This window comes from Xanthobacter wiegelii (assembly GCF_043193855.2).
GTDB lineage: Bacteria > Pseudomonadota > Alphaproteobacteria > Rhizobiales > Xanthobacteraceae > Xanthobacter > Xanthobacter flavus_A.
Genome location: NZ_CM195529.1, coordinates 3,930,115 through 3,943,255 on the forward strand (window position 1 = coordinate 3,930,115; position 13,141 = coordinate 3,943,255).

Annotated in this window: 11 protein-coding genes; 10 read left to right on the forward strand and 1 reads right to left on the reverse strand. The window is 67.0% G+C overall.

The genetic code is table 11. The annotated features are described in order from the left end of the window. The first annotated feature begins 22 nt into the window (after positions 1-22). The 3 genes from rnpA to V5F63_RS18340 all read left to right on the forward strand — a co-directional run bounded on the left by rnpA (position 23) and on the right by V5F63_RS18340 (position 3,295). Positions 23-562 carry a ribonuclease P protein component gene (rnpA, locus tag V5F63_RS18330; protein ID WP_209484686.1) on the forward strand — a complete coding sequence of 180 codons (540 nt, stop codon included), beginning with the start codon at positions 23-25 and terminating at the stop codon, positions 560-562. Beyond that, on the forward strand, positions 555-2,396 hold the full coding sequence (yidC, locus tag V5F63_RS18335; protein ID WP_394100675.1) for a membrane protein insertase YidC: 1,842 nt from the start codon (positions 555-557) through the stop codon (positions 2,394-2,396). The genes rnpA and yidC overlap by 8 nt, the downstream gene beginning before the upstream one ends. Before the next feature lie 116 nt (positions 2,397-2,512). Beyond that, positions 2,513-3,295: an ArsR/SmtB family transcription factor gene (locus V5F63_RS18340; RefSeq protein ID WP_394100674.1), complete on the forward strand. Its 783-nt coding sequence runs from the start codon at positions 2,513-2,515 to the stop codon at positions 3,293-3,295. 67 nt (positions 3,296-3,362) lie between these two features. Here the strand turns inward: V5F63_RS18340 and V5F63_RS18345 are convergent, their stop codons facing one another. Then, positions 3,363-4,325 (reverse strand): LysR family transcriptional regulator, encoded by a 963-nt coding sequence (locus V5F63_RS18345; protein WP_209484691.1) that lies wholly within the window; start codon positions 4,323-4,325, stop codon positions 3,363-3,365. 94 nt (positions 4,326-4,419) lie between these two features. Between V5F63_RS18345 and V5F63_RS18350 the strand changes: the two genes are divergently transcribed. The 7 genes from V5F63_RS18350 to fba all read left to right on the forward strand — a co-directional run bounded on the left by V5F63_RS18350 (position 4,420) and on the right by fba (position 12,991). After that, positions 4,420-5,886 carry a form I ribulose bisphosphate carboxylase large subunit gene (locus V5F63_RS18350; RefSeq protein ID WP_394027904.1) on the forward strand — a complete coding sequence of 489 codons (1,467 nt, stop codon included), beginning with the start codon at positions 4,420-4,422 and terminating at the stop codon, positions 5,884-5,886. A gap of 11 nt (positions 5,887-5,897) precedes the next feature. Then, positions 5,898-6,299, forward strand: a complete 402-nt coding sequence (locus V5F63_RS18355; RefSeq protein WP_209484695.1) for a ribulose bisphosphate carboxylase small subunit — start codon at positions 5,898-5,900, stop codon at positions 6,297-6,299. 70 nt (positions 6,300-6,369) lie between these two features. Then, positions 6,370-7,323, forward strand: a complete 954-nt coding sequence (gene cbbX, locus V5F63_RS18360; RefSeq protein ID WP_394100673.1) for a CbbX protein — start codon at positions 6,370-6,372, stop codon at positions 7,321-7,323. Positions 7,324-7,412: 89 nt separating this feature from the next. Then, the gene (locus V5F63_RS18365; RefSeq protein WP_394100672.1) at positions 7,413-8,501 is read left to right on the forward strand and encodes a class 1 fructose-bisphosphatase; all 1,089 of its coding nucleotides are present in this window, start codon (positions 7,413-7,415) and stop codon (positions 8,499-8,501) included. Positions 8,502-8,536: 35 nt separating this feature from the next. Next, complete coding sequence (locus V5F63_RS18370) at positions 8,537-9,412, forward strand: phosphoribulokinase (RefSeq protein ID WP_209484701.1); 876 nt, start codon at positions 8,537-8,539, stop codon at positions 9,410-9,412. A 242-nt stretch (positions 9,413-9,654) separates the two neighbouring features. After that, entirely contained in the window at positions 9,655-11,718 is a 2,064-nt protein-coding gene (gene tkt / locus V5F63_RS18375; protein WP_394100671.1) for a transketolase, read from the forward strand. A gap of 208 nt (positions 11,719-11,926) precedes the next feature. Continuing rightward, on the forward strand, positions 11,927-12,991 hold the full coding sequence (gene fba, locus V5F63_RS18380) for a class II fructose-bisphosphate aldolase (RefSeq protein ID WP_394027901.1): 1,065 nt from the start codon (positions 11,927-11,929) through the stop codon (positions 12,989-12,991). Positions 12,992-13,141: the final 150 nt, after the last annotated feature.

Here is a 13,141-nt window from a genome sequence, read left to right on the forward strand (position 1 = left end):
CCGTCTTCGGGAGCCGTCCAACGTGGAACGCCCCTCGGATCTCAATCCGGATCGTCTCCGCCGGCTGGACCGCCTCAAGAAACGCCGTGATTTCCTCGCTGCGGCCAAGGCCGAGCGTGCCGGCGTCGCCTCCTTCCTCATGCAGGGCCGCGATCGCGGCGATGGGGAAGATGTGCGGGTCGGCTTCACCGTGACCAAGAAGACCGGCAATTCCGTTATGCGCAATCGCATCCGCCGCCGCCTCCGCGAGGCGGTGCGGCTGGTGCTGCCGGAGGCCGGACGCCCCGGCTTCGATTATGTGCTGGTGGCCCGCGAGGCCGCGCTGCGCACCCCCTTCGACAGCCTCGTATCCGAGATGGAGCGCGCCGTGCGCAAGCTGCACGCGCCAAAAGCTCCGAAGGATGCCTCCTCAAAAGACAGGTCGCGGCCCCGGCAGGGCGCGCCGCGAGTCTTAAAAGAGTCGCTGCCGGCGTCTAAGGACGCCGCACGCTCCACCGGCGCTGCCGGCCCGAACACTCCCGATTTGACGATGCCGCCGACGGAGACCCTCCGGCATGAGTGATAACCGCAACATGTTCATCGCCATCGGCCTGTCGATGGCGATCCTCATCGGCTGGCAGTTCTTCTTCGGCATTCCGCAGACGGAAAAGCAGCGCCAGGCCGCAGAGCAGCAGCGAATCGAGCAGGCCGCCCAGCAGCAGGCGCAGTCCGGCACCACGCCGACGCCCGGCGCGGCTCCGGGAACGACCCCCGCCGGCTTGCCCCAGACCGGCGTGCCCGGCGCCGGGCGGGCGCTGACCCGCGCCGAGGCGATCGCCGCCTCCCCCCGCGCGCCCATCGCCACCCAGCGCCTCAGCGGCTCGATCTCGCTGCGCGGCGCCCGGGCGGACGACCTCCTGCTGACCGAGTATCACGAGACGGTGGACCCCAAGAGCCCGAACATCGTGCTCCTGTCGCCGTCCGGCGGTCCCAATCCCTTCTATGCGGAATTCGGCTGGACCTCGGCCGCCGGCGCCGGCGTCGCCGTGCCCGGCCCCGACACCCTGTGGACCGCCCAGCCCGGCGCGACCCTGACGGAAAAGACCCCCCTCGTCCTCACCTGGGACAATGGGCAGGGCCTGACCTTCCGCCGCACCTTCACCATCGACGATCATTACATGTTCGCGGTGAAGGACGAGGTGGAGAACAAGGGCGCCGCCGCCGCCACGCTTTACCCTTATGCCCTCGTCTCGCGCCACGGCGTGCCCAAGGTCGAGGGCTTCTACATCCTGCACGAGGGCCTGATCGGCGTCCTCGGCGACAATGGCCTGCAGGAAGTCACCTATGCCAAGCTGGACAAGGAGAAGCCCCTCACCTTCTCCTCCACCGGCGGCTGGCTCGGCATAACGGACAAATACTGGGCGGCGACCGTCATTCCCGACCAGAGCGTGAAGGTGGACGCGAAGTTCTCCTCGGCCATGATCAACGGCCAGCAGACCTTCCAGACCGACTATCTCGCCCAGCCCCTGACGGTGGAGCCGGGCGGCAAGGTCGCCTCCTCCGGCCAGCTCTTCGCCGGCGCCAAGGTGGTGCAGGTGGTGGACGGCTATGCCGAGACCTACAAGATCGACCGCTTCGACCGGCTGATCGACTGGGGCTGGTTCTACTTCATCACCAAGCCGCTGTTCCTCGTCATCGACTGGATCTATCGCGTCGTCGGCAATTTCGGCGTCGCCATCCTCGTGGTGACCGTGCTGCTGAAGGGCATCTTCTTCCCGCTCGCCAACAAGTCCTACGCCTCGATGGCGAAGATGAAGGCGGTGCAGCCGGAACTCACCTCCATCCGCGAACGCTACGCCGACGACAAGGTGAAGCAGCAGCAGGCGATGATGGAGCTGTACAAGAAGGAGAAGATCAATCCGGTTGCGGGGTGCCTGCCCATCCTGATCCAGATCCCGGTGTTCTTCGCCCTCTACAAGGTGCTGTTCGTGACCATCGAGATGCGGCACGCGCCGTTCTTCGGCTGGATCCGCGACCTCTCGGCGCCCGATCCGACCACCGTGTTCAACCTGTTCGGGCTGATCCCCTGGGATCCCGGCTCCGTGCCGGTCATCGGCAGCTATCTCCTGCTCGGCGCCTGGCCGCTCATCATGGGCGTGACCATGTGGGTGCAGATGAAGCTGAACCCGGCCCCGCCGGACCCGACCCAGCAGATGATCTTCAACTGGATGCCCATCATCTTCACCTTCATGCTGGCGCACTTCGCCGCCGGACTGGTGATCTACTGGGCCTGGAACAACACCCTCTCCGTCACCCAGCAGGCGCTCATCATGCGGCGGCACGGGGTGAAGATCGAACTGTGGGACAACATCAAGAGCGCCATAGGCCTCGGCAAGAAGCAGGCGGCGAAGGGATAGCCGCACCGCTGTTTCGAACGGGATCGAAACGCCGCGCTCCTCCGAGCGCGGCGTTTCTGTTTTGCATGTATATGTAACCATATTGACACGTGACTAAATTGGAACATATTGCACCCATGGATGACGTCTTCGCCGCCCTGTCCCACCCCGTCCGGCGAACGGTGCTCGATCTGCTACGGGAGCACGATGGCCGCACGCTTGGCGAGCTGGAGCAGGCGCTGAAGCCGCACACCACCCTCACCCGCTTCGGCGTGATGAAACACCTCAAGGTGCTGGAGGAAGCACATCTCCTCCTCACCCGGAAAGTGGGCCGTGAGAAGCACCACTATCTCAACCCGGTCCCTATCCAGCTCGTCGCCGACCGCTGGATTTCCCGTTATGCCGCGCCGCATATGGCGGCGATGACCGGCCTGAAGCTTCTTTTGGAGAACAATCCAATGAGTTCCACCGCGCCGAAGCACATCTATGAGTTGTTCATCAAGGCGACGCCTCAAGCCCTTTGGGAGGTGCTGGCGGACGATGCGAAAACGCCGCTCTATGAGCACTTCAACATGACCAGCCGGACCGAATGGCGGACCGGAGGCTCGCGGAACTATTACATGGGCGACCGGCAGGTCATCGCCTGCACCATCCTGGAAATGGAGCCACCGCATCGGCTTGTCCTGTCCTTCCACGCCCAGTGGGCGCCAGACGTAGCGGCGGACAAGCCCTCGCGGGTCACATGGGAGATCGCGCCGATCGGCGCGGATGCCTGCAAGCTGACGCTCATTCACGACGATTTCGACGGAGAGACGGCAACCTCCAAGGCCGTGGTGCACGGCTGGCCGGAGGGATTGTCCCGGCTCAAGACCCTCGTTGAGACGGGCGAGCCCTTCCAGATGGCCGCGCCGGCTGCCTGACGGCCCGCAAGCGCATCAAACCAAGGATCTGGAGCCTCTCCCCGATTCCATGAAACCAGGAGACGCTCTAGACGCGAGCCTCCGGCAGATAGCAGCGCCCGCCCTCCCCGCCCGGCATCTGCGGCAGGAAGCTGCCACCCTCGCGGGCGAGGAAGTCCATCAGCGCCTGACCGGCCGGCATCAGGCGCTTGTCGCGGGCGCGCACGGCCAGCCACTGGCGCACCACCGGCAGCCCCTCCACCTCCAGCACACGCAGTCGGCCGTCCGCCACCTCCGCCGCCACCGTGTGGGCGGAGATGAAGGCGAGGCCGAGCCCCGCCATCACCGATTGCTTGATGGTCTCGTTGGAGCCGATCTCCATGGCGATGGGCGGGTTGGGCGCCCCCGCCTCCTCGAACACCCGCTCCATGAGCATGCGCGTGCCCGACCCAGGCTCGCGCACCAGAAGCGATTCGCGGGCGAGATCGGCCGGGGTGATTCGCTTGCGCCGCTTGAAAAGGGGATGGTCCACGGGCGCCACGACGATGTGCGGATGGTCGCCGATGAGCCGCGTCTCCGCCTCCAGCGCGGTGGGGGGACGGCCCATGATCGCCACGTCGAAATCGAGGCTCACCATGCCCCGGAGGATGTCCTCGCGATTGCCGATGATGAGCTTCAGCTCGATTTCCGGCCGCCGCCGGCGAAAAGCGGCAAGCGCCATGGGGGCGAAATATTTGGCGGTGGAGACCACCCCCACCACCACCGAACCCCGCTCGGGGCTCTTCATCGCCGCGATGGCCTGCTCGGCCTCGGACAAGGCCCGCGCGATGCGCTCCTGAGCCGACAGAAGCTCCTGTCCAGCGGCGGTCGGTCGCAGACGGCCGTCCACGCGCTCGAAGACGGGGACACCGATGTCCTCCTCCAGCGCCTTCATCTGGGCGGTGACCGCAGGCGGGCTCAAACCCATGTCCTGCGCGGCTTTGGCGTAGGAGCCGGAGGCCGCGGCGAGGGCCACGAGGCGGAGTTGGCGAAGGGTCCAGTGGGGCGCCAATTCAGGTTTCCTGAATGCCGAGTTCATATCATTTAAATTTACCTGAAATCGAGCCGGGGGCAAGGTCACCTCAACAAACAGGAGGGCCGCCATCATGGGTGCCGACGCCGCCATCGGGCAGATCAAGGACGCCAAGAAGAGGTACGCCGCAGGCGTGCTGAAGTATGCGCAGATGGGCTATTGGGATGGCGACTACGTCCCCAAGGACACTGACATCCTCGCGCTGTTCCGCGTCACCCCCCAGGACGGCGTCGACCCCATTGAGGCAGCTGCGGCCGTCGCCGGCGAAAGTTCCACCGCCACCTGGACCGTGGTGTGGACCGACCGCCTCACCGCCGCCGACATGTACCGCGCCAAGGCCTACAAGGTGGAGCCGGTGCCGGGCCAGCCGGGGCAGTATTTCTGCTGGGTCGCCTACGACCTCGACCTATTCGAGGAAGGCTCCATCGCCAACCTCACCGCCTCGATCATCGGCAACGTCTTCTCCTTCAAGCCGCTGAAGGCCTGCCGCCTGGAGGACATGCGCCTCCCCGTCGCCTATGTGAAGACCTTCCGCGGCCCGCCCACCGGCATCGTGGTGGAGCGCGAGCGCCTCGACAAGTTCGGCCGCCCGCTGCTGGGCGCCACCACCAAGCCGAAGCTGGGTCTGTCCGGCAAGAATTACGGCCGCGTGGTCTACGAAGGCCTCAAGGGCGGCCTCGACTTCGTGAAGGATGACGAGAACATCAACTCGCAGCCCTTCATGCACTGGCGCGACCGCTTCCTCTACTGCATGGAAGCCGTCAACAAGGCGCAGGCCGAGACCGGCGAGGTGAAGGGGCACTACCTCAACATCACCGCCGGCACCATGGAGGAGATGTACCGCCGCGCCGAATTCGCCAAGGAGCTGGGCTCCGTGGTGGTGATGGTGGACCTCATCGTCGGCTGGACCGCGATCCAGTCCATCTCCCACTGGTGCCGGGAGAACGACATGATCCTGCACATGCACCGTGCGGGCCATGGCACCTACACGCGCCAGAAGGGCCACGGCATCTCGTTCCGCGTCATCGCCAAGTGGCTGCGCCTCGCCGGCGTCGACCATCTCCACACCGGCACCGCGGTGGGCAAGCTGGAAGGCGACCCCATGACCGTGCAGGGCTACTACAACGTCTGCCGCGAGACGACGACGAAGACCGACTACACCCGTGGCATCTTCTTCGATCAGGACTGGGCGGGCCTGCGCAAGGTCATGCCGGTCGCCTCGGGCGGCATCCACGCCGGCCAGATGCACCAGCTCATCGACCTGTTCGGCGAGGACGTGGTGCTCCAGTTCGGCGGCGGCACCATCGGCCATCCGGACGGCATCCAGGCCGGCGCCATCGCCAACCGCGTCGCCCTCGAGACCATGATCCTCGCCCGCAACGAGGGCCGGGACATCAAGAACGAAGGCCCGGAAATCCTCATCGAGGCCGCCAAGTGGTGCCAGCCGCTGCGCGCCGCGCTCGATACCTGGGGCGAGGTGACCTTCAACTACGCCTCCACCGACACGTCCGACTTCGTGCCCACCGCGTCCGTCGCCTGAGGAGAAGAGACATGCGCATCACCCAAGGCACCTTCTCCTTCCTGCCCGACCTCACGGCGACCCAGGTCAAGGCCCAGATCCAGTATGCGCTGGAACAGAACTGGGCGGTCTCGGTCGAATACACGGACGATCCCCATCCCCGGAACACCTATTGGGAAATGTGGGGCCTGCCCATGTTCGACCTGCGTGACGCCGCCGGCGTCTATGGCGAGGTCGAGGCCTGCCGCGCCGCCCATCCCGGCAAATATGTGCGCGTGAACGCCTTCGACTCCACCCGTGGGTGGGAGACGATCCGCCTGTCCTTCATCGTGCAGCGCCCGGCGAAGGAAGACGGCTTCCGCCTCGACCGCACCGAGGGTCCGGGCCGCACCCAGCGCTATGCACTCCAGAACCGGGCCTACGCGGCCGGGTGACCTGACCAACCTTTTCGAGCTTCACCAGCGCGGCCGTTCCCACCGCGCCACTTAACGCCGAGGTTCGACCATGCTCGATGTCGCCACATCCGCACCGTCCGCCGCGTTGCCGGCTGAGGCTGGCGAGGGCAGGCTCGACCTCGGCGCTCTCTTCACCGAGAGCGAAGTCCCCGAATTCCTCGCCGAGCTGGACGAGGGCCTGATCGGCCTCAAGCCCGTCAAGCGGCGCATCCGCGAGATCGCCGCCCACCTCGTCATCGGCCGGGCCCGCGAAAAGCTGGGCCTCACCTCCGGCGCGCCGACGCTGCACATGGCGTTCACCGGCAATCCCGGTACCGGCAAGACCACCGTCGCCCTCAAGATGGCGCAGATCCTCCACCGCCTCGGATATGTGCGGCGGGGTCATCTTGTCTCGGTGACGCGGGATGATCTTGTGGGTCAATATATCGGCCACACGGCACCGAAGACCAAAGAGATTCTTAAGAAGGCCATGGGCGGCGTCCTGTTCATAGACGAGGCTTATTATCTGTACCGGCCCGAGAACGAGCGGGATTACGGTCAGGAAGCCATCGAGATCCTGCTCCAGGTGATGGAAAACCAGCGGGACGATCTCGTCGTGATCCTCGCCGGCTACAAGGACCGCATGGACCGCTTCTTCGAGAGCAATCCCGGCTTCCGCTCCCGCATCGCCCACCACATCGACTTCCCCGATTACGAGGACGCCGAGCTGGTGGAGATCGCCAGGACCATGGCGGCCGACGCCGACTACATCTTCAGCCCGGAGGCCGAGGTCGCCATCGAGGAATATGTGGCCAAGCGCCGGCTTCAGCCGAACTTCGCCAACGCGCGCTCCATCCGCAACGCCCTGGACCGCATGCGCCTGCGCCAGTCCCTGCGCCTGTTCGAGACCGGCGGCCTCACCGACCGCGAGGCCCTCGCCACCATCACCGAGCGGGATGTCCGCGCCAGCCGGGTGTTTGCCGGCGGCATCGACGCCCCCGACTACAAGCCCCAGGCGGAATAATCCGCCACGGGGTCAAAGACGACCAAAGAACAAAACCTGTGACGGCCCGACGAACGGGCCGCGCGGAGGAGCCCTCAGGGAGACCTGCCATGTTGGAGCCGAACGCAGACCATCGGGCCGCAGCCGCACAGGCTGTTGCTGCCTCGCGCATCACGCTCACCGTCATGCTGGACGAGTGGGCGGGTGCGGATGCCCGCCGCCGCGCCGTCGCGGATACCGTCTGCGCCCTTGCCACCGGCTGCGCGTCGCTGGCCGCCGCCATCGCCGAGGGGCCGCTCGCCGGCGATCTCGCCCGCACCCTCTCTTCCGGCGAGGCCGGCGAAGGCCAGAAGGCGCTCGACGTCATCTCCAACGACATCGTCATCGGCGCGCTTAAGGCGGCGCCGGTCGCGGCGGTGGCGTCCGAGGAGAATGACGCGCCGGTCCTGCTCGATCCTGCGGCGCCGCTCCTCGTTGCCATCGATCCGCTGGACGGCTCGTCCAACATCGACACCGACATCTCGGTGGGCACCATCTTCGCGGTCTTCCCCCGACCCGAGGGCGCCGACGCATCCGCCTCCTCGGCCTTCCTGCAGAACGGCCGGGACATGCTGGCGGCGGGCTACGTCATCTACGGCCCGCACACCGCGATGATGCTGACGCTGGGCGCCGGCACCTGGCATTTCGCCCTCGACCGCGCCGGCCTCTTCCGTCTGGTCGATGCCGAGGTGAAGGTGAAGGAGGGCGCGGCCGAGTTCGCCATCAACATGTCCAACTACCACCACTGGGACGCGCCGGTGCGCGACTATGTGGACGACTGCCTCGCCGGCAAGAAGGGCCCGCGGGAGCGCGACTTCAACATGCGCTGGGTGGCCTCCATGGTGGCGGACGCGCACCGCATCTTCCAGCGCGGCGGCATCTATCTCTATCCCGGCGATGGCCGGAAGGGCTACAGCCACGGCCGCCTGCGCCTGCTCTACGAGGCCTTCCCGGTGGCCTTCCTGATGGAACAGGCCGGCGGTTGCGCCACTGATGGCCGGGGCGCGATCCTCGACCTGACCGCCGACGCCCTGCACCAGCGCGTGCCGTTCATCTTCGGCTCGCGCGACGAGGTGGCCCGCGTCAGCCGCTATCACCTCGAGCCGAACGGCCACGGCGAGCGCTCGCCGCTGTTCGCCCGGCGCGGACTGTTCATCTGACCCGCGCCCCCTGACCTTCGGAACTCGAGCATCCCATGTCCATCAAGCACCCCATCATCGTCGTCACCGGTTCGTCGGGCGCCGGAACGACCTCCGTCAAGCGGACCTTCGAGCAGATCTTCTACCGCGAGAAGGTCAAGGCGGCCTTCGTGGAAGGCGACAGCTTCCACCGCTACGACCGCTATGAGATGCGCGAGCTGATGGCCGCCGAGGCGGCCAAGGGCAACAAGCACTTCAGCCACTTCTCGCCCGAAACCAACCGGCTCGATGATCTCGCCCAGTTGTTCAAGGACTATGGCGCCACCGGCTCCGGCCGCTTCCGCCACTATGTCCACGATGCCGGCGAGGCGAAGCTCTACAACACCGAACCTGGCCGCTTCACCGATTGGGAAGATCTGGAGCAGGGCACCGACATCCTGTTCTACGAGGGCCTGCACGGGGCGGTCGTCACGGACGAGCTGAACCTCGCCCAGCATGCCGACCTGAAGATCGGCGTGGTTCCCGTCATCAACCTCGAGTGGATTCAGAAGATCCATCGCGACAAGGCCACGCGCGGCTATTCCACCGAGGACGTGACCGACACCATCATGCGGCGCATGCCCGATTACGTGCGCTACATCTGCCCCCAGTTCACCGAGACCGACATCAACTTCCAGCGCGTGCCGACGGTGGACACCTCCAACCCGTTCATCGCCCGCTGGATTCCGACGCCGGACGAGTCGATGGTCGTGATCCGCTTCCGTGACCCACACGGCATCGATTTCCCGTACCTGCTGTCGATGATCCACAACAGCTTCATGTCGCGGGCGAATTCCATCGTCATCCCGGGCAACAAGCAGGATCTCGCCATGCAGCTCCTGCTGACCCCGCTCATCATGAAGCTCATGGACCGCAAGCGCCGCGCCGCCTGAGGCGGGCGCGACAGTCCCTCCCCCGCGCCGGGGGGAGGGCGAGGGGGAGGGTGGCACGTTCTTGAGCCCCGAAGCCCGGGCGACCTTGGACGCGTGGCTGCCGCCCTCCCCCCACCTCTTCCGGACGGAGCGTGGCCCCCTCCGGCACGAGATGGCGCGTGTTGCGTAACCGATTGAAGGCCCGCCCTCCCCGCCGACTCCGGGACGGGATCTCCGGGCGCGCGAGCCGAAGGGAGAACACCATGACCGCCCACGCCGCTGCCATTGCCGCTGCCGAAGCTCCGGCGCCCGTCGACCGTTCGCCCGGCGCGCTCGGCTGGCCTGTGACGGCGGCCCTGCGTGCGCTCGCCATGGACGGCGTGGAGCAGGCCAAATCCGGCCACCCCGGCGCGCCCATGGGCATGGCCGAGATCGCCGCCGTGCTCTGGCGCGAGCATCTGCGGCACAATCCGGCGGACCCGTCCTGGCCGGACCGCGACCGCTTCGTGCTCTCCAACGGGCACAGCTCCATGCTCATCTATGCGCTCCTGCACCTCACCGGCTACGATCTGCCGATTGCCGAGCTGAAGCGCTTCCGCCAGCTGCATTCGCGCACGCCCGGCCATCCCGAGCTGGGCATGACGCCGGGTGTTGAGACCACCACCGGCCCGCTCGGCCAGGGCCTCGCCAATGCGGTGGGCATGGCCATTGCCGAGAAGACGCTGGCGGCCCAGTTCAACCGGCCGGGCCTTTCCATCGTCGATCACCGCACCTTCGTCTTCCTCGGCGACGGCTGCCTGATGGAGGGCGTGAGCCACGAGGCCTGCTCCCTCGCCGGCCGGCTCGGCCTCGGGAAGCTCGTCGCCTTCTATGACGACAACGGCATCTCCATCGACGGCAAGGTCGAGGAGTGGTTCCCGGACGACACTCCGGCCCGCTTCGCCGCCTATGGCTGGCAGGTCGTCCGCGACGTGGACGGCCATTCCCCCGCGCAGCTGCGGGCGGCGGTCGAGGCGGCGCTTGCCGAGACCGGCAAGCCGACGCTGATCTGCTGCAAGACCACCATCGGCCGCGGCGCCCCCACCAAGGAAGGCCACCAGGACACCCACGGCGCCCCGCTCGGGCCTGAGGAGATCGCCCGTACCCGCGCCGCCATGGGCTGGGAGCATGCGCCCTTCGAGGTGCCGGACGACATCTACGCTCTGTGGAATGCGCGCAAGGACGGCGCCGCCCGCCAGTCGGCGTGGGAGGCGCGGATGGAAGCCTATGCGCGCGCCTATCCGGCGGAGGCCGCCGAATTCCGCCGCCGGCTCAAGGGCGACCTCTCTCCCGCCTTCGTGGCGACTTATGACGCAGCCCTCAAGGCAACGGTGGAGAAGGCCGAGACGGTGGCCACCCGCAAGGCCAGCCAGCTCGCGCTGGCTGCTCTCGCCCCGGCGGTACCGGAATTCCTCGGCGGCTCGGCGGACCTTGCCCATTCCAACCTCACCACCTTCCCCGGCGCCGTACCCATCACCCGCGATCCGGCCGGCAACCAGATCTTCTACGGCGTGCGCGAGTTCGGCATGTCGGCGATCGCCAACGGCATCGCCCTGCACGGCGGGTTCATCCCCTTCGTCGCCACCTTCCTCGTGTTCTCGGACTATGCCCGCAACGCCATGCGCATGAGCGCGCTGATGGGCCAGCGGGTGATCTACATCCTCACCCACGATTCCATCGGCCTCGGCGAGGACGGCCCCACCCACCAGCCGGTGGAGCATGTGGAGAGCCTGCGCCTCATCCCCAATCTCGACGTGTGGCGCCCCGCCGACACGGTGGAGACGCTGAGCGCGTGGCACGCCGCTTTGACGCGCAAGAACGGGCCGAGCGCCCTCATCCTCTCCCGTCAGAACCTGCCCTGCTGGCCGCGCGACGCCGCGCAAATCGAGGCGATCGAGGCCGGCGCCTATGTGCTGCGCGAGAGCGAGGGGCTCGCCCGCGCGGTGCTGGTCGCCACCGGTTCCGAGGTGAAGCTGGCGGCGGCGGCGGCGGACCTGCTCGATACCGCCGGCATCCCGACCCGCATCGTCTCCATGCCCTGCCGCGAGCGCTTCGAGGCGCTGACCGAAACCGAGCGTGCCACCCTGTTTCCCAAGGGTGTGCCCGTGGTGGCGGTGGAGGCGGGCGTGACCCGCGGCTGGCGCGGCCTCTCCGGCACGCGCGCCGACGCCATCACCGCCATCGGCATCGACCGCTTCGGCGAATCCGCGCCGGAAAAGGATCTCTGGCCGCTCTTCGGCTTCACGCCGGAGGCCGTGGCGGACGCCGTGCGGCGGGTGGTGGGGTGAGAAACGCCGCGTCTGTGGCCCGCTTCTACGGCCGTCATGCCCCCGGCTTGTCCGGGGCATCCACCGGCCCGCATGACCGGTGAAGGACAGCGGACACCGGCCAAACGGCATCGTGGATCCCCCGGACAAGCCGGGGGATGGCGGGACGAACGGGACCATGGCGCTCGCATTCCGAGACGCCGACTTGAACATTGAAGAGGAGAGGACAATGGCCCTCGTTTCCATGCGCCAGCTGCTCGACCATGCGGCGGAGCATTCCTACGGACTGCCAGCCTTCAACGTGAACAACATGGAGCAGGTGAAGGCGATCATGGATGCGGCGCGCGCCACGTCCTCGCCGGTCATCCTGCAAGGCTCCGCCGGCGCCCGCAAATATGCCGGCGAGCCGTTCCTGCGCCATCTCATCGCCGCCGCCGTGGAGGCCTATCCCGAAATCCCGGTGGTGATGCACCAGGACCACGGCGCCTCCCCCGCGGTCTGCATGGGCGCCATCAAGTCCGGCTTCTCCTCGGTGATGATGGACGGCTCCCTGAAGGAAGACGGCAAGACCCCCGCCGACTACGACTACAACGTCTCCGTCACCGCCAAGGTGGTGGAACTGGCCCATGCGGTGGGCGTGTCGGTGGAAGGCGAGCTTGGCTGCCTCGGCTCGCTGGAGACCGGCAAGGGAGAGGCCGAGGACGGTCACGGTGCCGAGGAGGCCCTCGACCATTCCCGCCTGCTGACCGATCCGGACGAGGCCGCGCAGTTCGTGAAGGCCACCCAGTGCGATGCACTGGCCATCGCCATCGGCACCTCCCACGGCGCCTACAAATTTACCCGCAAGCCCACCGGCGACATCCTCGCCATCGACCGCATCAAGGCGATCCACCAGCGCATCCCCACCACCCATCTGGTGATGCACGGCTCGTCCTCGGTGCCGCAGGAACTGCTTGAGGAAATCCGCACCTATGGCGGCGACATCAAGGAGACCTACGGCGTGCCGGTGGAGGAGATCCAGGAAGGCATCCGCTACGGCGTGCGCAAGGTGAACATCGACACCGACATCCGCCTCGCCATGACCGCCGCCATCCGCCGCGTCGGCGCCAAGAACAAGAGCGAGTTCGACCCGCGCAAGTTCATGGCCGCCGCCATGGACGAGGCGAAGAAGGTCTGCATCGCCCGCTTCGAGGCCTTCGGCTCCGCCGGCAAGGCGGAAATGGTGCGCCCCATCGAGCTGGACGACATGGCGCGGCGCTACGCATCCGGCGAACTCGCGCAAGTGGTGCATTGAACGGGTGCATTGAACGGGTGCATTGAGCGGACGGCTGGCGCCCACGCGGCGCCGTGCCTATAGAGTGCCTGAGGCGGCCATGGCCGCCTCTTTCCCCGGACAAGCCACAGCGAAGCTGGAGCGCTGATCCGGGATCCATGGAAGGATCCT